Source organism: Streptomyces sp. NPDC048507 (assembly GCF_043199995.1).
Taxonomy (GTDB): domain Bacteria; phylum Actinomycetota; class Actinomycetes; order Streptomycetales; family Streptomycetaceae; genus Streptomyces.
Map to the genome: position 1 here is coordinate 545,172 of NZ_JBICWZ010000001.1, position 19,999 is coordinate 565,170.

General features: G+C 73.1%; 14 protein-coding genes, 1 pseudogene and 1 riboswitch. Of the genes and pseudogenes, 8 read left to right on the forward strand and 7 right to left on the reverse strand.

The annotated features are described in order from the left end of the window. Positions 1–235: 235 nt before the first annotated feature. The 3 genes from aceA (at position 236) to ACGFXC_RS02560 (ending at position 4,120) form a co-directional block, all read left to right on the forward strand. Positions 236–1,522 (forward strand): isocitrate lyase, encoded by a 1,287-nt coding sequence (aceA, locus tag ACGFXC_RS02550; RefSeq protein WP_393708698.1) that lies wholly within the window; start codon positions 236–238, stop codon positions 1,520–1,522. A gap of 118 nt (positions 1,523–1,640) precedes the next feature. Then, entirely contained in the window at positions 1,641–3,239 is a 1,599-nt protein-coding gene (aceB, locus tag ACGFXC_RS02555) for a malate synthase A (protein ID WP_393708700.1), read from the forward strand. Continuing rightward, positions 3,236–4,120: a 3-hydroxybutyryl-CoA dehydrogenase gene (locus tag ACGFXC_RS02560; RefSeq protein WP_393708702.1), complete on the forward strand. Its 885-nt coding sequence runs from the start codon at positions 3,236–3,238 to the stop codon at positions 4,118–4,120. The genes aceB and ACGFXC_RS02560 overlap by 4 nt, the downstream gene beginning before the upstream one ends. Before the next feature lie 114 nt (positions 4,121–4,234). Here ACGFXC_RS02560 and metE read toward each other — a convergent pair whose 3' ends face one another. After that, a complete protein-coding gene (gene metE, locus ACGFXC_RS02565) occupies positions 4,235–6,559 on the reverse strand; it encodes a 5-methyltetrahydropteroyltriglutamate--homocysteine S-methyltransferase (RefSeq protein ID WP_393708703.1) in 2,325 nt (774 codons plus the stop codon). Positions 6,560–6,749: 190 nt separating this feature from the next. Next, a riboswitch (cobalamin riboswitch) is annotated at positions 6,750–6,909 on the reverse strand. Positions 6,910–7,174: 265 nt separating this feature from the next. Here metE and tsaD point away from each other — a divergent pair. Next, a complete protein-coding gene (tsaD, locus tag ACGFXC_RS02570) occupies positions 7,175–8,263 on the forward strand; it encodes a tRNA (adenosine(37)-N6)-threonylcarbamoyltransferase complex transferase subunit TsaD (protein WP_393709595.1) in 1,089 nt (362 codons plus the stop codon). On the opposite strand, the gene ACGFXC_RS02575 is transcribed toward tsaD, so the two are convergent. After that, positions 8,229–8,912 carry a TetR/AcrR family transcriptional regulator gene (locus tag ACGFXC_RS02575; protein ID WP_393708705.1) on the reverse strand — a complete coding sequence of 228 codons (684 nt, stop codon included), beginning with the start codon at positions 8,910–8,912 and terminating at the stop codon, positions 8,229–8,231. The two genes, tsaD and ACGFXC_RS02575, sit on opposite strands and share 35 nt — an antisense overlap. Positions 8,913–9,050: 138 nt before the next feature. Between ACGFXC_RS02575 and ACGFXC_RS02580 the strand changes: the two genes are divergently transcribed. Together ACGFXC_RS02580 and ACGFXC_RS02585 are read left to right on the forward strand one after the other, a co-directional pair. Continuing rightward, a complete protein-coding gene (locus ACGFXC_RS02580; RefSeq protein ID WP_393708707.1) occupies positions 9,051–10,787 on the forward strand; it encodes an amidase in 1,737 nt (578 codons plus the stop codon). A 203-nt stretch (positions 10,788–10,990) separates the two neighbouring features. Further along, positions 10,991–12,301 (forward strand): hypothetical protein, encoded by a 1,311-nt coding sequence (locus ACGFXC_RS02585; RefSeq protein ID WP_393708709.1) that lies wholly within the window; start codon positions 10,991–10,993, stop codon positions 12,299–12,301. 45 nt (positions 12,302–12,346) lie between these two features. On the opposite strand, the gene ACGFXC_RS02590 is transcribed toward ACGFXC_RS02585, so the two are convergent. Both ACGFXC_RS02590 and ACGFXC_RS02595 read right to left on the reverse strand, forming a co-directional pair. Beyond that, complete coding sequence (locus tag ACGFXC_RS02590) at positions 12,347–13,738, reverse strand: nucleobase:cation symporter-2 family protein (RefSeq protein ID WP_393708711.1); 1,392 nt, start codon at positions 13,736–13,738, stop codon at positions 12,347–12,349. 509 nt (positions 13,739–14,247) lie between these two features. Beyond that, complete coding sequence (locus tag ACGFXC_RS02595; protein WP_393708713.1) at positions 14,248–16,044, reverse strand: cytochrome c biogenesis protein DipZ; 1,797 nt, start codon at positions 16,042–16,044, stop codon at positions 14,248–14,250. Between the two features lie 218 nt (positions 16,045–16,262). Between ACGFXC_RS02595 and ACGFXC_RS02600 the strand changes: the two genes are divergently transcribed. Continuing rightward, positions 16,263–16,997: an SDR family oxidoreductase gene (locus ACGFXC_RS02600; protein WP_393708715.1), complete on the forward strand. Its 735-nt coding sequence runs from the start codon at positions 16,263–16,265 to the stop codon at positions 16,995–16,997. A 63-nt stretch (positions 16,998–17,060) separates the two neighbouring features. On the opposite strand, the gene ACGFXC_RS02605 is transcribed toward ACGFXC_RS02600, so the two are convergent. After that, positions 17,061–17,915: an NAD(P)H-binding protein gene (locus tag ACGFXC_RS02605; protein ID WP_393708717.1), complete on the reverse strand. Its 855-nt coding sequence runs from the start codon at positions 17,913–17,915 to the stop codon at positions 17,061–17,063. Then, positions 17,912–18,382 carry a nuclear transport factor 2 family protein gene (locus ACGFXC_RS02610; protein ID WP_393708719.1) on the reverse strand — a complete coding sequence of 157 codons (471 nt, stop codon included), beginning with the start codon at positions 18,380–18,382 and terminating at the stop codon, positions 17,912–17,914. Before ACGFXC_RS02610 ends, ACGFXC_RS02605 begins: the two co-directional genes overlap by 4 nt. A 95-nt stretch (positions 18,383–18,477) precedes the next feature. Between ACGFXC_RS02610 and ACGFXC_RS02615 the strand changes: the two genes are divergently transcribed. After that, positions 18,478–19,116: a TetR/AcrR family transcriptional regulator gene (locus ACGFXC_RS02615; protein WP_393708720.1), complete on the forward strand. Its 639-nt coding sequence runs from the start codon at positions 18,478–18,480 to the stop codon at positions 19,114–19,116. 81 nt (positions 19,117–19,197) lie between these two features. Here ACGFXC_RS02615 and xdhC read toward each other — a convergent pair. Continuing rightward, a pseudogene (gene xdhC / locus ACGFXC_RS02620) lies at positions 19,198–19,998 on the reverse strand (xanthine dehydrogenase accessory protein XdhC); the annotation flags it as partial. Position 19,999: the final 1 nt, after the last annotated feature.

The window sequence follows — 19,999 nt, forward strand, 5'->3', positions numbered from 1 at the left end:
AGAGTCAGTCCTGCGGCCAGCCGGAACCGGTGGCCGGGAAGGACCCCAGAACGTCGATTCATGCCCTGATCTCGGTGGTCTGGCCGTCCGCTCCTGGCAGATCGGCAGCATTGCTCAGCTCCGGCCCGCGGGCGGGTTCGGTGGCCGCACCTTCTTCATTGGGCACAGAGTGCCAATGCACGGCTCCCTGTCTGGGGCATTGGCAAGACAAGCGACGACGGAAACGGTGACGGTCATGGCAGAGGCGAACACGACGGCGGCGGCCGAACAGCTGGGGCAGCGCTGGGCCAAGGACCCGCGCTGGGCGGGGATCGAGCGGACGTACTCCGCCGAGGACGTGGTCCGCCTGTCGGGCAGCGTCCGCGAGGAGCACACCCTGGCCCGGCGCGGCGCCGAACGCCTGTGGCGACAGCTCCACGAGCAGGACTACATCCACGCCCTCGGCGCCCTCACCGGCGGCCAGGCCGTCCAGCAGGTCCGGGCCGGCCTCCAGGCCATCTATCTCTCCGGCTGGCAGGTCGCCGCCGACGCCAACCAGGCCGGCCACACCTACCCCGACCAGAGCCTCTACCCGGTCAACTCCGTTCCCCAGGTGGTCCGTCGGATCAACAACGCGCTGCTGCGCGCCGACCAGATCGCCACCGCCGAGGGCGGCACCGACACGACCGACTGGCTCGCACCGATCGTCGCCGACGCCGAGGCCGGCTTCGGCGGCCCCCTCAACGCCTTCGAGCTGACCAAGGCGATGATCGCGGCGGGCGCGGCCGGCATCCACTACGAGGACCAGCTGGCCTCCGAGAAGAAGTGCGGCCACCTCGGCGGCAAGGTCCTCGTCCCCACCTCCCAGCACATCCGCACCCTGAACGCGGCCCGCCTGGCCGCCGACATCGCGGACACCCCGACCCTGATCATCGCCCGCACCGACGCCCTCGCCGCCACGCTGCTGACCAGCGACGTCGACGAGCGCGACGCGGAGTTCTGCACGGGCGAGCGCACCGCCGAAGGCTTCTACCACGTACGGAACGGCATGGCCCCGGTCATCGCCCGCGGCCTGGCGTACGCCCCGTACGCCGACCTCATCTGGGTCGAGACGGGCACCCCGGACCTGGAGCAGGCCCGCGAGTTCGCCGAGGCGATCCACGCGCAGTACCCCGACCAGATGCTGGCCTACAACTGCTCGCCGTCCTTCAACTGGAAGGCCGCGCTGGACGACGACCAGATCGCCAAGTTCCAGCGGGAGCTGGGCGCCATGGGCTACCGCTTCCAGTTCATCACCCTCGCCGGTTTCCACTCCCTCAACCACGGGATGTTCGACCTGGCCCGCGGCTACGCCGAGCACGGCATGACGGCGTACGTCGACCTCCAGGAGCGCGAATTCGCAGCCCAGGCGCAGGGCTTCACCGCCGTCAAGCACCAGCGCGAGGTCGGCACCGGCTACTTCGACCTGGTCTCCACCGCCGTCAACCCGGCCTCCTCCACCACCGCCCTCTCCGGCTCCACCGAGGAAGAGCAGTTCCACTAGGAGTCTCGGCTCCGGGGCCGTTCGGGTCCGGCCCGGCGCTCCACCGCTCGTCGTCCGACGGCGCCCGAGGGTTTCGCCCCTCGGGCGCCCGCCGCCCCACGCTGAGGAGAAGAACCTCATGTCACCCATGCCCCTGATCAGCAGCGTCCGGGTGCTCGGCGCGCCGGCTGAGCGCCACGAGGAGATACTGACTCCCGAGGCTCTGGAGTTCATCGGCCGGCTCGACGCAGCCTTCGCCGACCGCCGTCTGGAAATCCTCAAGGAACGCCGCCGCCGCTCCGCCCACTTGGCGTCCGGAACGCCGCTGGACTTCTCCCGCGCCACCTCCGCCGTCCGCGCCCGCCCCGACTGGCGCGCGGCCCCGCCCGCCCCCGGGCTGACCGACCGCCGAGTGGAGATCACCGGCCCGCCGGAGCGCCGTATGACCATCAACGCACTGAACTCCGGCGCGAAGGTCTGGATGGCCGACTTCGAGGACGCCACCGCACCCACCTGGAACAACGTCATCGGCGGTCAGCTCAACCTGCTCGACGCCATAGAGCGACGCATCGACTTCACCACCACCGGGGGCAAGGCGTACCGCCTCGGCGCGGACCTCGCGACCATCATGGTCCGCCCGCGCGGCTGGCACCTCACCGAGGAGCACCTGGAGATCGACGGCCGCCCCGTGTCCGCCTCGCTCGTGGACTTCGGCCTGTACTTCTTCCACTGCGCGCAGCGGCAGATCGACGCCGGGTACGGCCCGTACTTCTACCTCCCGAAGCTGGAGAACCGTACCGAGGCCCGCCTGTGGAACGACGTCTTCGTCTTCGCCCAGGACCTCCTCGGCATCCCCCGCGGCACGGTCCGCGCCACGGTCCTGATCGAGACGATCACCGCCGCGTTCGAGATGGAGGAGATCCTCTACGAACTGCGCGAGCACAGCGCCGGCCTCAACGCCGGCCGCTGGGACTACCTCTTCAGCCTCATCAAGACCTTCGGCCACCGCACCGACTTCCAACTGCCCGACCGGGCCTCGGTCACCATGACCGCCCCGTTCATGCGCGCGTACACCGAACTCCTCGTCCGCACCTGCCACAAGCGCGGCGCCCACGCCATCGGCGGCATGGCCGCCCACGTCCCCGGCAAGGATCCGGACGTGAACGCCGCCGCGTTCGCGAAGGTCCGGCTCGACAAGGAACGCGAGGCCGAGGACGGATTCGACGGATCCTGGGTCGCCCACCCCGGCCTCGTCCCCCTCTGCCACGAGGTCTTCGACGGCGTCCTCGGGGACCGCCCGAACCAGCTGGAGCGCACGCGCGAGGACGTCGAGGTCACGCCCGCCGACCTGCTGTCCGTCCGCAGGATCGCCGCCCCGCCGACTTCCGAGGGCATCCGCTCCAATGTGGCCGTGGCCCTGCGCTACTTCGACGCCTGGCTGCGCGGCAGCGGCGCCGTCGCGCTGAACGGCCTGATGGAGGACGCCGCCACCGCCGAGATCGCCCGCGTCCAGATCTGGCAGTGGCTGCGCCACGACAAGGTGGACCGGAGTACGGTCATCGACCTCCTCGACGCCGAACGCGCGGTACTGGAGGCCGAGGACCCGCAGGCGCTCGCCCTCGAAGCCCGGGAGATCTTCGTGGACTGCGCACTCCCGGTGCGGCTCCCGCCGTTCTTCACGCCCGACGCTTACACCCGTCACCTGGTCCGCCGCGCCCCCGCGCAGGTGAACGCGTGAACGCCCGCCCGCAGCCCGCCGGCATCCGGCGAGTCGGTGTCGTCGGCGGCGGCCAGATGGGCTCGGGCATCGCCGAGGTGTGCGCCCGCGCCGGACTCGACACCGTCGTCGCCGAAGCGGACGCCGCCGCCGCCCGAGCGGCCGGGCAGCGCGTGGCCGTCTCCCTGGAGCGAGCGGTGCAGCGCGGCAAGCTCGACCGCCTCTCCGCCGAGGACGCCCTGGCCCGGCTCGTTTTCACCGGGGACCTGGAAGACCTCGGCGACCGGCAGCTCGTCATCGAGGCCGTGACCGAGAACCCCGGAGCCAAGACGGAGATCTTCACGGCCCTCGACAAGATCGTCGCGGATCCGGCGGCGATCCTCGCCACGAACACCTCGGCCATCCCGATCATGCGGCTGGGCATGGCCACCGGCCGCGCCGACCGGGTCGTGGGACTCCACTTCTTCAACCCCGCACCCGTCCTCCCCCTGGTCGAGGTGGTCTCCTCCCTCCACACCTCGGCGGACACCCTCGTCACGGTCGAGACGTTCGCCCGCGAGGCTCTCGGGAAGACCACGGTGCGCTCCCGGGACCGGGCAGGTTTCGTGGTCAACGCGCTGCTGATCCCGTACCTGCTCGCCGCCGTCCGCATGGCCGAATCAGGGTTCGCGAGCGCCGCCGACGTGGACGCCGGCATGGAGCTGGGCTGTGCCACTCCGATGGGCCCGCTCAGACTCGCCGACCTGATCGGCCTGGACACCGTCGCGGCCATCGCGGAGTCGCTGTACGAGGAGTTCAAGGAACCGCTCTACGCCCCGCCCCCGCTGCTCCGGCGGATGGTGCAGGCGGGGCTGCTCGGCCGCAAGAGCGGCTGCGGGTTCCACACGTACGGCCGGGACTGAGGTCCCGGCACGACTCCGGAGCTGAGGGTGCACCGGAGGTACGCGGGAACGGTGGGGGTGTGGCGAGTGGTGTCGCCCCACCCCCACCGTTCCTCATGCCCGGACCGTGCGGCGTCAGGCGTCGCCGGCCGCCAGCTCCGCCCTGACCTCGTGGGCGGCGGCGACGAGGTTCTCCAGTGAGGCACGGGTCTCGGGCCAGCCACGCGTCTTCAGACCGCAGTCGGGATTCACCCACAGTCGCTCGGCGGGGATGGCGGCCAGCCCCTTGCGCAGGAGTCCCGCGGCCTCGTCGGTGCTCGGGATGCGCGGGGAGTGGATGTCCCAGACGCCCGGGCCGGCCTCACGGGGGTATCCGTGCTCGGCGAGCTCGTCCGCGACCTGCATGTGGGAGCGGGCGGCCTCCAGGCTGATGACGTCGGCGTCGAGTTCGTCGATGGCCCGGACGATGTCGCCGAACTCGGCGTAGCACATGTGCGTGTGGATCTGGGTGTCCGGCCGCACACCGCTGGTGCTGAGCCGGAACGACTCGGTCGCCCAGGCCAGGTACTCGGCATGATCCGCGGCCCGCAGGGGCAGGGTCTCGCGCAGCGCCGGCTCGTCGACCTGGATGACCGAAGTACCCGCCGCCTCCAGGTCGTTCACCTCGTCGCGCAGGGCGAGCGCCACCTGGCGGGCGGTGTCCCCGAGCGGCTGGTCGTCGCGTACGAAGGACCAGGCGAGCATGGTGACGGGACCGGTGAGCATGCCCTTGACCGGCTTCGGCGTCTGCGCCTGCGCGAAGGTGGTCCAGCGGACGGTCATCGGCTCCGGCCGGGAGATGTCACCGGCCAGTACGGGCGGCCGGACGTAGCGGGTGCCGTAGGACTGCACCCAGCCGTGCCGGGTGGCGACGTAGCCGGTCAGCTGCTCCGCGAAGTACTGCACCATGTCGTTGCGTTCGGGCTCGCCGTGCACCAGCACGTCGACGCCGGTCTTCTCCTGGAACGAGATCACCTCGCGGATCTCGTTCCCGATCCGCTCCTCGTACCCGGCCGCGTCGATGCGGCCGGCGCGCAGGTCGGCGCGGGCCACGCGCAGTTCGTCGGTCTGCGGGAACGAGCCGATGGTGGTGGTGGGCAGTACGGGCAGCCCCAGGTGGGCGCGCTGCGCGGCCGTGCGCCGCGCGTAGGGCTGGGAGCGGCAGCCGTCCTCGTCGGTGACGGCGGCGGTGCGGGAGCGCACGGCAGGGTCGTGGGTGAGGGCGGAACGGGCGCGCGAGGCCAGGTCGGCCCGGTTGGCGGCCAGCTCCGCGGCGATCACGTCGGTGCCCTGGGCGAGGCCGCGGGCGAGGGTGCTGATCTCGGTGGTCTTCTGCCGGGCGAAGGCGAGCCAGCGCCGGACCTGCGGGTCGATGTCCCGTTCGGCGTTGGCGTCGAGCGGGACGTGCAGCAGGGAGCAGGACGCGGCGACATCGACCCGTTCGGCGAGGCCCAGGAGCGTACCGAGGGTGGCCAGGGACTTCTGGTAGTCGTTGATCCAGATGTTGCGACCGTTGACGACGCCCGCGACCAGGCGCTTGCCCGGCAGCCCGCCGACCGCGGCGAGGGCGTCGAGGTTCGGGGCGGCGGAGTCGGTGAAATCGAGGGCAAGACCCTCGACGGGGGCGGCGGCGAGGACCTGGAGGGCGTCGCCGAGCCGGCCGAAGTAGGAGGCCACGAGCAGCTTGGGCCGGTCGGTGGCACCGCCCAGCTCGCGGTAGGCGCGGGCGGCGGCGTTCAGGTCGGCCGGGGTGCGGTCCTGGACCAGGGCGGGCTCGTCCAGCTGTACCCACTCGGCGCCGGCGGCGCGCAGGTCGGCCAGGACCTGGGCGTAGACGGGCAGCAGCCGGTCGAGCAGGGTGATCGGCTGGAAGTCGGCGGCGACGCCGGGGGCGGGCTTGGCCAGGAGCAGGTAGGTGACGGGGCCGACGAGGACGGGCCGGGCCGGGTGCCCGAGCGCGAGGGCCTCCGTCAGCTCGGCGACCTGCTTCGTGGAATCGGCGGTGAAGACGGTGTCGGGGCCGAGCTCGGGGACCAGGTAGTGGTAGTTGGTGTCGAACCACTTGGTCATCTCCAGGGGAGCCACGTCCTGCGTGCCCCGCGCCATCGCGAAGTAGCCGTCGAGGGCATCCGCGGCGATGGCCTCCCGGTGCCGCTCGGGCACGGCGCCGACCATCACACTGGTGTCCAGGACGTGGTCGTAGTACGAGAAGTCGCCGGTCGGCACCTCGTGGATGCCGGCGTCGGCCAGCTGCTGCCAGTTCGAACGGCGCAGGTCGGCGGCGGTCCGGCGGAGGGCGTCGGCGGTGACGCGGCCCTTCCAGTAGCCCTCGATCGCCTTCTTCAGTTCGCGGTTCTGACCCTGGCGGGGGTAGCCGTACACGGTGGCTCGTACTGCCGCGGCTGCGGGCTTCGCTGTCACGGAACTCTCCTTCGCGAGATGTGTCCAGAACATCCCGGACGACGGGACGCGGACGCGAAGGGACGACAGAACGTGCGGTTCACGCCGCGGGAGGGAACACCGCACCGGCCGCTCGCTGTGTACGCCGACCCGCCCACGAGGTCACCGGGATTGTCCGCATGCGGAATACGTCCGCGTGCGGGCAACGGGCAGGTCTTCGGACTCGCGGGCACGCCTGCCGGGCATCGCTCCCGGCGGGCTCCTACTGGCCGTCGCTTCCCAGGACCGTTGTCCGGTCCCAGTGCGTATGACGGCGGTCGTTCCCGCTCACCGCTGCGGGGCAGTCCCGGATTTCCACCGGGTTCCCTCTTGCGACGCATCCCGCCTGGCGGACGGGGCGAACCAGCTGCACCGGCCACCCTAGGGGCCCGGATCGCGCAGCGACGACTGGAGTCCAGTATGCGGACGGTGGAATGAGACGCCCGGGCAGGGGGCCGGCCAGGGCCTGCTGGGCGGACAGCGTCGAGGGGCTGCCCTGTCCCGCGGCGGCGCGGGCCCGCCTCCGGACGGCGTACCTTATTGCGAAGAGTTTGCAACTACTGGACCAGTGCGAAAGGGGCCGTCGTGGGCTCTCCCGTGGTGCTCGGCATCGAATCGTCGTGCGATGAGACCGGGGCCGGCATCGTGTCCGGCGGCCGGCTGCTGGCACACGTGGTGGCATCGAGCATGGACGAGCACGCACGGTTCGGCGGGGTGGTGCCGGAGATCGCCGCCCGCGCCCACCTCCAGTCCTTCAACCCGGTCGTCCGCGAGGCCCTGGACCAGGCCGGACTGCGGGTCAAGGACATCGACGCGGTCGCCGTGACCACCGGGCCCGGGCTGTCGGGCGCGCTGCAGGTCGGGCTGGCCGGCGCGAAGACCCTGGCCTACGCGGCCGGCGTGCCGCTGTACGGGGTGCACCACCTGGCCGGGCACGTCGCCGCCGACACCCTGGAGCACGGGCCGCTCCCCAACCCGTGCATGGTGCTGATCGTGTCGGGCGGGCACACCTCGCTGCTGTTCGTGCGGGACCTCGTGCGCGATCCGATCCTGCACCTCGGGGACACCGTCGACGACGCCGCCGGGGAGTGCTTCGACAAGGTGGCCCGGGTCTTCGGACTGCCCTACCCGGGCGGACCCGCCATCGACCGGGCGGCCCGCGGCGGCGACGGCCGCGCGGTGGCGTTCCCGCGCCCCCTCACCCGCCCGGGTGACGCCCCGTACGCCTTCTCCTTCTCCGGGCTGAAGACCGCCGCCGCCCGCTGGGCCGAACAGCACCGCATCCGCGGCGAGGAGATCCCCCTCGCCGACGGCGCCGCCTCCCTCCAGGAGGCCGTCGCCGACGTGCTCACGCGCAAGGCGCTCGCCGCCTGCGAGGAGTACGGGGTGCGGACCCTCGTCGTGGTCGGGGGCGTGGCCGCGAACTCGCGGGTGCGTGCCCTGGCCGAGGAACGCTGCGCCGCCGCCGGGGTCGAGCTGCGGGTGCCGGCCATGACCCTGTGCACCGACAACGGGGCGATGATCGCGGCCGTCGGCGACCTCCTGGTGCGGGCGGGTTCGCCGCCGGCCCGGCTGGACGTGTCGATCGACCCGTCGGCGCCGCTGGAACGCGCGGCCCTGCACCCCGTCGCCCGCCCCGCCGCCCGCGCCGTCACGGCTGACCGGGCGGGCGCAGTTCGCGGGTGAGGGCGGACAGGGCGAAGGCGTGTGCGGAGGTGCGCTCCCAGCGCGACCGTCCGAACATCACCTCCTCGGAGATGCCGCTCAGCATGGCCACCGACCGGATGACGAAGTCGGGAAGGTCCACCTCGGCGAACTGCTCCAGGGCCGCGCCCTCCCGGAGGATGGCCTCCAGCCGCTCCTCCCAGGCGTCCAGCAGGGCCGTGAGGACGCGCCGGCCTTCGGCGTCGTGGCGCTGCGCCAGTACCTGCGTCCACAGCGCGTAGCGTTCGTCGCCGGGGTGGCCGGGCAGGTAGAAGCGGACGTACAGCGCGAGCTTCTCGGCGGGCGAGGCGGCCTCCCGCGCGGCCTGCTGGAACCGGGTGCCGAGGTCCGCTTCGCTCCAGGCGAGGACCTCGAGCAGGAGCCGGTCCTTCTTGCCGAAGTGGTACAGGATGTGCCCGGTGCTCATGCCGGCCCGCGCGGCGATGTCCGACATCCGGACGGCTGCGGTCCCCTTCTCGGCGATGACGCTGATGGCGGCCCGCATCGCCCGCCCCCGCGCCCCGTCCCCGCTGGGCTGGCGCCTGCGGGTGCCCGACGACCGGACCGCAGGATGCGCCGAGGCGCCCGGCTCCGCGCTCGTCGGCCCGTCGGGCCCGGTCTCCCGTGTCATGGATCACCCTTGGTTCGCTCGGTTAGAACGCTAGTCTAGACTGAAAATCAAGTCAGTATCGCGAAGGGTGAGGCACCCGTGCCCCGCCCCGGCGTCCAGCGGTCGCCCGTACCGCCCCGACCACCAGGAGACACCCGCATGACGCGCGGATTCGATGTTGTGGAGACCTGTATCGCCGACCTGCGGGCCGCGCTGGAGAAGGGTGAGGTCACGGCGGTGGGGCTGCTCGACGCCTACCTCGCGCGGATCGACGCGTACGACCGGCCCGGTACCCCCACCGCGCTCAACGCGATGGTCGTGATGAACCCGGACGCGCGCGCGGACGCGGAGGCCTCCGACGCGCGCCGCGCGCGCGGCGAGACCCTCGGTCCGCTGGACGGCATCCCGTACACCGCGAAGGACAGCTACCTCGCGAAGGGGCTGACGGCCGCTTCCGGCTCCCCGGCGTTCGAGCACCTCGTCGCCCAGCGCGATGCCTTCGCCATCGAGCGGCTCCGCGCGGGTGGCGCCGTCCTCATCGGGCTGACCAACATGCCGCCCATGGCGAACGGCGGCATGCAGCGCGGCGTGTACGGCCGTGCGGAGAGCCCGTACAGCGCCGACTGGCTCACCAGCGCCTACGGCTCCGGCTCCTCCAACGGCTCCGGCACGGCGACGGCGGCGTCGTTCGGCGCGTTCGGCCTCGGCGAGGAGACCTGGTCCTCGGGCCGGGCACCCGCGTCGAACAACGCGCTGTGCGCCTACACGCCCAGCCGCGGCGTGATCTCGGTCCGCGGCAACTGGCCGCTCGTACCGACCATGGACGTCGTGGTCCCGCACACCCGCTCCATGGCGGACCTGCTCGAACTGCTCGACGTCGTCGTGGCGGACGACCAGCACACGCGCGGTGACCTCTGGCGCGCACAGCCGTGGCTGGAACTGCCGTCGGCGTCGCAGGTGCGCCCCGCCTCGTACCCGGCCCTGGCACCCGCCGACGTCCCGGCCGCGCGCGACGCCCTCGCGGGCAAGCGCGTCGGGGTACCCCGGATGTACATCAACGCCGACCCCGACGCCGGAACGAACCCCGACGGAGGCATCGGCGGCCAGACCGGTCAGCGCGTCGACACGCGCCCCTCGGTCATCGCCCTGTGGGAAGCCGCCCGCCGCGACCTGGAGGCCGCGGGCGCCGAAGTCGTCGAGGTCGACTTCCCCGTCGTGTCGAACTACGAGTCCGACCGCCCCGGTACGCCCTCGCTGTTCACCCGCGGACTCGTCAGCCGCGCCTACCTCACCTTCGAGATCGAAGACCTGTCCGCCTGGGCCTGGGACGACTTCCTGCGCGCCAACGGCGACCCGGCGCTCCCCACCCTGGCCGAGGTCGACGGCACCCGCATCTGGCCCAAGCGGGAAGGCGAACTGCCCGACCGCTACGACGGCTTCGACGACACGATCGGCGACTACCCGCGCCTCGTGCGCGAGCGCCCGTACGCGGCCCTCACCGACATGCCGTACGTCGAGGAGGGGCTGCGGGGCCTGGAGGAGACGCGCCGCGTCGACCTGGAGCAGTGGATGGACGGGCTGGGGCTGGACGCGGTGGTCTTCCCCGCGGTCGCGGACGTGGGTCCCGCGGACATGGACGTCCGTGAGGCGTCCGCCGACCTCGGCTGGCGCAACGGCGTCTGGGTCGCGAACGGCAACCTGGTTCCCCGCCACCTCGGCATCCCGACGGTGACCGTCCCGATGGGCACGATGGCGGACACCGGCATGCCGGTCGGGCTGACCTTCGCGGGCCGCGCCTACGACGACAACGCCCTGCTGGTCCTCGCCGCGGCCTTCGAGAAGACCGGCAACCGCCGCACGCTCCCGCCGCGCACGCCGCAGCTGCCGGCCCGGTGACGAACAGCCGCCCCCGGTAGGGGAGACGCCGCAGCGCGGGGCGGGGCGCGACGACACCACTCGTCACGCCCTGCCCCTTCCACGGCGCCCGACGCGGAACGCCCCGGCCCGGTCTCCCGCACCGTCCCCGCTGCCGGACCGCCCCACGCCGTCCCGGGTGTGGTGCCGGACGTAGGCTGCTGCCGGAGAACGAGGGGGAGACGATGACCGACGACCGCAAGACGACCGTGCCCGTGTGGACGCTGGCGACCGCCGATGTCCGAGTGCCGGGATTGACCGCGGGCGAGTCGATGACGGCCGAGCGTCTGGCCGAACTGCGCGGCGTGCTGGCCGTGCTGGCCGACGAGCCGGTCGTCACGCTCGAGGCACATCCGCTCCCCGCCGGGATCGACCGGTCCCGTGGCCTCCCGCTCGACGCCGTGAGCCCCCTGGCGCAGCACCTGTCGCGGTTCATCACGCAGTCGTCGCGGAGTTCCCTCACCGTGGCCAGGGCGACCGCCTCCGGCGAGGGGCTGTACCGCATGGTGGTCCCGGCCAAGGTCGCCGACCAGCTCGGCCGGGGCATCGTGCGCCCGATGGCGGCCAAGGGGGCGGGGGCCGGCGTCTACGGCGACCTCGTGAACTCGACGGGCAGGATCGCCGCCAAGGCGAGGTTCGTGCCGGTCGGAGGAGCGGCAGCGGCGGGGACGGCCGGCGGGGCCGGGGCGACCGCCGGTGTCGCGGCCGCCGGCGGCACGGCGCTCACCGTTGCCGCTCCGCTCGTGCTCATGGCCGTGGCGGTGGGGGTGAGCGCGCATGCCGACCAGAGGCGCCGGCAGGCCATCGAGCACATCACCACAGTGCTGGAGGAACTCCGGGAGGAGAAGCTGGAGGACGAGCACAGCGAACTCGACGGCTGCCGGGACGCCATCGACAAAGCCACCGCCGTCCTGCTCGACCAGGGCACGCCCGGCCTGTCGCTGGGCCTCGACTCGGCGGTCCACGCCGTCAACACGGCCCTGGGCAGGGCCGACCGCCGTCTCGCCCGATGGCAGAGCGCGCTCGATGGACTGCCCGAGGGCGAAGCCGTCGAACTCGGCACGCTGACCAAGGCGTTCCCCGGCATCGGCGACAGCGGCGGCACGTTCCGCGCCCACCTCGCACTCGCCTCACTGGCCGTCGCGCTGAAGCGGCGCGTGGTGGTGCTCCAGGCCGTTGAGCACGCCCAGGGCGACTTTGGCAATCCGTTCGGCACCTTCACGCGCGCGCTCAAGCGAGATCAGCAGCGCCTCGACGATCTGGAGTCGGGCATCGCCGGTGTCCTCGTACGCCTGTCGGCACTGGAACTGGTGCGCCCCAGCGGTCTGCTGCGCGTCTTCACGACCGGTGAGGTCGACCGCCTCATGAGCGCGGCCCACCGCATCCACAGGTTGGGCGACGGTGTCACGGTCAACAGCCGCACGACGGACGTGGCCATCGAGATCGCCCGCGCCGAGGACGGCTCGGTGGTGGTGTTCCCGGCCCGGCCCGCATAGGTGCCCGCCGCGGGCACGGCGCGGCGCGGCGGGGACCCGGGCGGGTCAGTGGGCGGGCTGGGGGGCGGGGTCGGCCGGGGCGGGGGCCGGGGTGCGGCCCAGGTGGTTGAAGGCGAGGTTGAGGAGGACGGCGGTCACGCAGCCCGTGCTGATCCCGGAGTCGAGGATGATGCGCAGGCTCTCGGGGAACGCGTGGTAGAAGTCCGGGGCGGCCATGGGGATGATGCCCGCGCCCAGGGAGATGGCGACGATGAGGAGATTGTCGCCGTGTTCCAGTGAGGCCTTGGTGAGGGTCTGGACGCCGCTGGCCGCGATGGTGCCGAACAGGGTGATGCCGACGCCGCCCAGGACGGGCTGGGGGATGAGGGCGACGAACGACGCCAGCATGGGGCAGAGCCCGAGCAGGATGAGTATGCCGCCCGCCGCGGCGACGACGAAGCGGCTGCGGATCCTGGTGATGGCGACGAGGCCGACGTTCTGGGCGAAGGCGCTGGCGGCGAACCCGTTGAAGACGGGGCTGAGGGCGGTGCCGAGGCCGTCCGCGCGCAGGGCGGCGGCCAGCGTCTTCTCGTCGGCCGGCCGGTCGACGATCTCGCCGAGCGCGAGGACGTCCGCCGTGGTCTCGGTCATGATCACGAGCATCACGATGCACATGGAGATGATCGAGGCGGCCGCGAACTGCGGGGCCCCGAAGTGGAAGGGGGTGGGGAAGCCGATGACGTCGGCGTCGGTGACGCCGCTGAAGTCGGCGACGCCGAGCGGCAGGGAGATCAGGGTCCCGGCGATCAGCCCGAACAGGATCGAGAGCTGCTTGAGGAAGCCGCGCAGGACGCGGCGGAGCACGACGGTGATCAGCAGGCTCGCGACGGCCAGGCCGATGTGGGTGAGGCTGCCGTAGTCGGCGGCCTTGCGGTTGCCGCCCTGGGCCCAGTTGAAGGCGACGGGCAGGAGGGAGACCCCGATGAGGGTGATGACCGTCCCGGTGACGATCGGCGGGAAGAAGCGGACCAGCTTGCAGAACCAGGGTGCCAGGAGGAAGCCGAAGACCCCGGCGACGAGGACGGCGCCGTAGATGACGGGAAGGGCGTCCTCGGGGCTCTGCGCCTTGGCGATGGCCAGCATCGGTGCGACGCCCGCGAAGGAGACCCCGTTGACGAACGGCAGCCGGGAGCCGACCTTCCAGAAGCCGAGGGTCTGCAGCAGCGTCGCGATTCCGGAGGCGAACAGGCTCGCGCTCATCAGGAAGGCGATGTCGGCGGTGGACAGGCCGACGCCTATCCCGACGACGAGGGGCGGGGCGACGACGCCCGCGTACATCGCGGCCACGTGTTGCAGCCCGGCTCCGAACAGCTTGACCGGCGGCAGGGTCCGGTCGACGGGGTGTACGGCGCTCTCGGCGTGTACGGCGGTCTCGGCGGTCTCGGCGGTTTCGCTCATGGTGGGGTCACTCCTGGACTGTTCTGGGCAGGGCTGACGGCACGGCCGGCGCCCCGCACGCGGCCGGGGCGTGCGCGAGGAGCCGGCCGCGCGGTGCGCGGTCGGATGGCGGGGCACGGACGAGGGCGCGTCGGGGCGGCCGGGCGTGCCGGTGGGATGGTCCGGGTGGGGCGGGTCGGGCCGGTGGCCGCGCGACGCGCGGGGGGTGCCGGCAGGTCTCCCTGGCCGGAGGCCCCGGCGGGGCCTGGTGCAGCGGGGAGTCCGACGCGAGCGGCGGTGATGCGGGTCGGCGTCCGGGGCGGGGATGGTGTCCCGGGGTGGTAACGCCGATCGCCCGGGATGCCGTCCTGCCGTGGTGTCCACGTCACGGAAGTCGGCACCCGGGATCACCGAGCCGAGTCAGTTCCTCACGGTTTCATGATTCTGTCAAGGACCGTCCATATCCAGCCGGTTCGGCGGATTGCGGACCCGCGCAGGCCCCTGCGGACCCGCGCGGTCCGTCGTGTCCGTCAGCCGAAGGTGAACGCGAAGGCCTGGAGGCCGGGGGTGAGGCGCAGTTCGAGGTGTGCCTCGCGGGCGGTCTTCTCGTCAGCCAGGCGGTAGAGGGTCGGGGCGCCGTGGACCGGGACGGTCTTGGTCTCCTTGCCGTCGATCAGGACGGTGACGGTGCCCTCGCCCGCCAGGACCAGGTTGGCGTTCTTGGCGCGGTAGGTGAGGGCGAGGCGGGCGCCCTGGCCGGCGGTGAACTGTTCGTAGCCGGCGGTCCAGGTGCCGGCCAGGGCGAGCCCGCCGAGCGGGACGCCCGCGGGCGGGAAGGCGTAAGCGGTGGCCTTGTCCTTGGCGAGTGCCGGGGTGCCGGTGTAGCCGCGCAGGCGGGAGGTGCTCAGATACGTCTCGGGGGTGCGGTCGGCGGTGAGGTCGTCGTTGGCCTGGCCGGTGACGGGCGGGAGCCGGACGCCGGGGTCGGCCTGGCGCAGGAGGTCGCGGATGAGGTCCTCGGTCTGGGCGTAGCGGCCCTCGCCGAAGGTGAAGTAGCGGACGGTGCCCTGGGCGTCGATGAGGTACTTGGCGGGCCAGAAGCGGTTGCGGTAGTTGTTCCAGGTGTCGAGGTCGTTGTCGAGGGCGACGGGGTAGCGGACGCCGAGCTTGCGGGCCTGGTCGGCGACGTTCCCGGCGTCCTTCTCGAAGGCGAACTCGGGGGAGTGGACGCCGATGACGGTCAGGCCCTTGTCGCGGTAGGCGCGGTCCCAGGCCTGGACGTGCGGGAGGCTGCGCTGGCAGTTGATGCAGGAGTAGGTCCAGAAGTCGATCAGGACCACCCGCCCGCGCAGCGAGGCGAGGTCGACCGGGGCGCCGCCGGGGGTGTTCAGCCACTTGGCGATGCCGGCGAGCTGCGGCGCGGGGCCGCAGGACCGGAGCTCGTCCACGCCGTCCTCGCAGCGGGCGAGGTCCTTGTTCGAGTCGTCGTAGAGGCCGGAGAGCTTCTGCCGGGCCGTGTCGTTGTCCTCGACCCGCTTCTGGGCGGCCGCCGTGTAGTCGGGCAGGGCCCGCTGCAGGGCGGTGGTGACGTCGAAGGCGAGGGCGAAGGCCAGCACGATCATCAGGAGGCCCGCCATGACGCGCAGGGTACGGGCGCGGGTGCGGAAGGCGGCGACGCGCTCGGCGACGCGGCGGCCGGCGAGGGCGAAGACCAGCAGGGGGATCGCGGTGCCGACGGCGAAGGACAGCGTGAGGGCCACGATGTCGGCGTTGATCTCGCCCCGGGCGCCCGCGACGGTGATGGCGGCGAGTACCGGTCCGGCGCAGGGGACGTAGAGCAGACCCAGCCCGAGGCCGAGCACGAAGGCGCTGCCCTCCTTGTTGACCTGGCGCTGCGGGATGCGGGCGAAGGGCTTCTCCAGCAGCCGCTCGACGGCCGGGAAGATCAGGCCGAGGCCGATGAGGACGAGGAGCGCGAGGCCGATGTAGCGCAGGACGTCCTGCGGCAGCCCGAGCGCCGAGATGATCGTGACCCCGAGCAGCGTGAAGAAGCTGAAGCTGAGGACCAGCCCGGCGACCACGGCGTACGGGCGGCCGTTGCGCGGCCGCTCGCGCGCTGTCCGGGGCGGGGCTTCGAGGAGCACCCCGCCGCCCGCTGCCGGTCCGGCGGCCGTACGCGTGCCGCCCGCGGGGGGTGGGCCGGGGGGCCCGGCGGGCCCGTTGCCCGGGCCTCCCGCCAGGAAGACCACCGGCAGGACGGGCAGGATGCAGGGCGAGACCGCTGTGATCAGCCCCCCGAGCAATCCGATCAGAACCAGGGTGAGCATCGCGACCGCCTCTGCCGGTGGAACGCCGGGCGCGTCCCCTCACCCGCTCTTCGGACCAGGTCGAGGTCCGGATGGGCGCCGGGCGCCGGGGGAGCGGGGCGGGGGGAGCGGGCGGGGCGGTGCGTTGCCAGGGTGTGACACGTCCTGGCCGGCGCGGTGCGGCGCGCGCAGACTCGGCCGGGCGGAGTCGTCCGCATCGAACGAGGAGCGGGACAGGTATGAGGAACGAAGCCAAGGTCGTGGCCGTCACCGGAGCCAGCAGCGGGATCGGGGAGGCGACGGCCCGGCGGCTCGCCGCCGACGGCCACCGGCTGTTCCTGGGCGCACGGCGCACCGAGCGGCTCGAAGCGCTCGCCCGGGAGATCGGAGCGGCGGGCGGCACGGCCGCCTTCCGGCACGTGGACGTCACCGACGCCGCCGGGGTACGGGACTTCGTGGCCGCCGCGCGGGAACGGTACGGCCGGCTGGACGTACTGGTCAACAACGCCGGGGTGATGCCACTGTCGCCGCTGGACGCCCTGAAGGTCGACGAGTGGGACCGGATGATCGACGTGAACGTGCGGGGCGTGTTGCACGGGATCGCCGCCGCGCTGCCCGTGATGCGCGCGCAGGGCGGCGGGCACTTCGTGAACGTCGCCTCCGTCGGCGCGTACGAGGTGTCGCCCACCGCGGCCGTCTACTGCGCCACCAAGTTCGCCGTCCGCGCCCTGTCCGAGGGGCTGCGCCAGGAGTCGGACGGCTCCGTCCGGGTCACCCTGGTCTCTCCCGGCGTGACCGAGTCCGAACTCGCCGACGGGATCTCCGATCCCGCCGCGCGGGAGGCCATGAAGGCCTATCGCGCGGTGGCACTGCCGGCGTCCGCCGTCGCCGGGGCCATCGCGTACGCCGTCGCCCAGCCGGCCGGGGTCGACGTCAACGAGATCGTGGTCCGGCCCGCCGCGAGTGCGCAGTGACCCCGCCCCGGCGGCGTTCCGGTCCGTCCGGTCCGGCTCGGCGCCGGGCGGAGCCGGGCGCGGTCACGCGTCCGGCGACGACCGCAGTTCGCGTTCCGCGACCACCCGGAACGGGGCCGGCGGGCGGCCGGTGAGGCGCTCGACGGTGTCGGTGGTGCGGTCCTCGGCCCCCTCGGCGATGGCGCGGTCCATGCCGGCCAGCAGGGCGGCGAACTCTGCCGGGATCAGCACGGCCAGCCGGTCGCGGAGCTCCTCGTAGGTGAGCCGCTGGTGGACCACGGGGCGGCCGGTGACGCGGGCGAGGACGGCCGCGACCTCGTCGTGGCCGAGTGCCTCCGGCCCGGTCAGGACCAGGTCGCCGTCGGGCGCCCGGTCGTCCGTCAGGGCGCGTACGGCGACGGCCGCGATGTCGTCGGCGTCGACGAACCCCACCCGGCCGGAGCCGGCCGCCGTCCGGATGACCCCTTCCGTGCGGATGCTGTCGGCGTGGGCGTGCGCACCGGTGAAGTTCTGCATGAACCAGGAGGGCCGCAGCACCGCCCACTCGTCGAACAGGCCGGGCAGCTCCCGGTGCACCGCCCCGACCGCCGGGCCGCCCTCGGGGATGGCCGAGGAACCGAGCAGGACGGCGCGGCGGACTCCGCCGGTCCGGGCCTGCCGGAGGAAGGGCAGCATGACGGCGGCCGGGTCCGGGTCGCCGACCGGCGGGACGAGGTAGACGCGGTCGGCTCCGTCGAGCGCGCCGCCGAAGGTGGCGGGGTCGTACCAGTCGAAGCGGACCGGCTCCGCGCCCGCGAGCGGGGTGGCCCGGCGGCTCGCGGCCCTGACGCGGTGGCCCGCGGCGACGAGCTGCGCGGACGTGCGGCTGCCGGTGGTGCCGGTGGCCCCGATGACCAGGGTGGTGGCGGTGGGGTTCATCGGGCGGAGCTCCCCGCGAAGTCCGCCCCGGCGGCCGTGGCGGCGAGGGGGTTCCAGTAGTCGCGGTAGGAGGTGAAGCGCCCGTCCCGGACGGTCACCACGGCGATGTAGGTCATGTCGAACGGGCCGCCGGTGGCGACGAGCCGGCCCACGCCGCGCATCTCGACCACGATGGTCCCGGGGTCGGTGCTCTCGTGGATCCGTACCTCGGGGAAGTCGTGCAGGTCGATGTGGTCCGGGTAGTTCCGCATGTAGGCGGCGACGGCCGCCCGGCCGTCCAGGCGTCCGGGCCACCCCGGGGGAGCGAAGGGGAACTCCATGACGCCGTCGTCGGCCCACAGGCCGACCCAGCCGGGAACGTCCTTGGCCAGGAGCAGGCGCAGCCCGTGGCGGAACACCTGTGCGGCCGGACCCGCGGCCGGGCTCTCGGGCGGCGCGGGTGCGGGGACAGGGGGGATCGAGGGCATGAGGAACTCCGTCCCGTAGGATGCGGACCAGCGGTCCGCTTCTTCCGTGTGAACGATACGGACCGCCGGTCCGCATCGCAACCGGAGGTTCCCCGATGACCGAACGCAGCCCGCGCAAGGACGCGACCCGCAACCGGGCCGCCGTGTTCGCCGCCGCCGACGACCTCTTCGCCCACTGCCGCAGTCCCGAGGACGTGACGATGGCCGACATCGCGGCCGCGGCGGGCGTGGGCAAGGGGACGCTCTTCCGGGCGTTCGGGGACCGCACCGGGCTGATCGGCGCCCTGTACGCGGCACGCCTCGAACCGCTGGCGAACGCCGCCCTGGCCGGCCCGCCGCCGCTGGGGCCCGGCACCCCGCCGCTCCGGCGCGTGCCCGCCCTGCTGGACGCCCTCCTGTGCTTCAAGCTGGACAACCGCCACCTCGCCCTCGCGCTGGAGGGGACCGGTGCGGACAGCCCCTACCGGGCGGCGCACTACGAGCGGTGGCACACCCTGCTCCGGGACCTGCTGGCCGAGGTGCCCGGCACGGCGGACGCCGGCTTCACCGCCCACGCCCTGCTCGCCGCCACCCGGGCCGACCTCGTCGCCCACCTGGCGGGCGACGAGGCCGTATCCCGCGAGGAACTACGCGAGCAGCTGGCGGAGTTCACCGCCGGGGTCCTCGACGCCCGTACCCGTACCCGTACCGGTCCCCGTACCCGCGCCGACGGCGGACCGGGCGGCGAACGCTGACGCCAGCGGCACGGGGGCGACCGCGTCCGCGTCCGGCACGGCGGCGACCGCGACCGCGTCCGGCGCCGCGCCCCACAGGCGGTCCCGCTCGAAGGTCCGGAGCAGGTCCGCCGCGACGCTCACCGCGATCGTGGCGGGCTCCTTGCCGGTGATCCCCGTCATGCCGATCGGGGTCTTGATCCGGTCGATGGCGGCGGCGTCGTGCCCGCCCTCGAGCGCCAGGCGGCTCCGGAACCGCGACCACTTCGCGGACGAGCCGATCAGCCCGATCGAGCCGAGACCGGCCGTGCGCAGGGCGGCGTCGCACAGCGCGGCGTCCTCGGCGTGGTCATGGGTCATGATCAGGACGTGGGTGCCGGGCGGCAGTTCCGCGAGCACCTCCTCGGGGAGCAGCGGAGTGTGGTGGGTGTGGACCTGCGCCACCGGGTCCGCCAGCACGCCGAGCCGTTCGGCGGTGAGCATGTCGGGGCGCGTGTCGATCAGGTGCAGGTCGAGGTTGTGGCGGGCCAGGATGCGCGCCAGTTCCAGCCCGACGTGCCCGACGCCGAAGACCGCCACCGCCTCGACCACCGGCAGCGGTTCGAGCAGTACGGTGACCGCCCCGCCGCAGCACTGCACGCCGTGCGGGCCGTTGACCTTGTCGTTGAGGGCGAACTCCATCATCTCCGGCTCGGGATCGGCCGTGGCGTTCAGCTCGCGCGCCCGGTCGATGGCGACGGCCTCGATGTTGCCGCCGCCGATGGACCCCCAGGTGTCGCTCCGGCCCACGACGAGCTTGGCGCCGGCCCGCCGGGGCGCGTGGCCGCGCACGGTCGCGACGGTCACGAGCACGCCGGGCTCCCGGCGCGCCCGCAACCGCGCGACCGCGGCCACCCAGCTCATG

What these genes read in the sequence shown, in the direction of transcription:
- aceA (WP_393708698.1), top strand. Translation starts at nt 236, where the DNA reads ATGGCAGAGGCGAACACGACGGCGGCGGCCGAACAGCTGGGGCAGCGC.
- aceB (WP_393708700.1), top strand. Translation starts at nt 1,641, where the DNA reads ATGTCACCCATGCCCCTGATCAGCAGCGTCCGGGTGCTCGGCGCGCCG.
- ACGFXC_RS02575 (WP_393708705.1), bottom strand. Translation starts at nt 8,912, where the DNA reads ATGACACGGGAGACCGGGCCCGACGGGCCGACGAGCGCGGAGCCGGGC.
- ACGFXC_RS02580 (WP_393708707.1), top strand. Translation starts at nt 9,051, where the DNA reads ATGACGCGCGGATTCGATGTTGTGGAGACCTGTATCGCCGACCTGCGG.
- ACGFXC_RS02585 (WP_393708709.1), top strand. Translation starts at nt 10,991, where the DNA reads ATGACCGACGACCGCAAGACGACCGTGCCCGTGTGGACGCTGGCGACC.
- ACGFXC_RS02590 (WP_393708711.1), bottom strand. Translation starts at nt 13,738, where the DNA reads ATGAGCGAAACCGCCGAGACCGCCGAGACCGCCGTACACGCCGAGAGC.
- ACGFXC_RS02595 (WP_393708713.1), bottom strand. Translation starts at nt 16,044, where the DNA reads ATGCTCACCCTGGTTCTGATCGGATTGCTCGGGGGGCTGATCACAGCG.
- ACGFXC_RS02600 (WP_393708715.1), top strand. Translation starts at nt 16,263, where the DNA reads ATGAGGAACGAAGCCAAGGTCGTGGCCGTCACCGGAGCCAGCAGCGGG.
- ACGFXC_RS02605 (WP_393708717.1), bottom strand. Translation starts at nt 17,915, where the DNA reads ATGAACCCCACCGCCACCACCCTGGTCATCGGGGCCACCGGCACCACC.
- ACGFXC_RS02610 (WP_393708719.1), bottom strand. Translation starts at nt 18,382, where the DNA reads ATGCCCTCGATCCCCCCTGTCCCCGCACCCGCGCCGCCCGAGAGCCCG.
- ACGFXC_RS02615 (WP_393708720.1), top strand. Translation starts at nt 18,478, where the DNA reads ATGACCGAACGCAGCCCGCGCAAGGACGCGACCCGCAACCGGGCCGCC.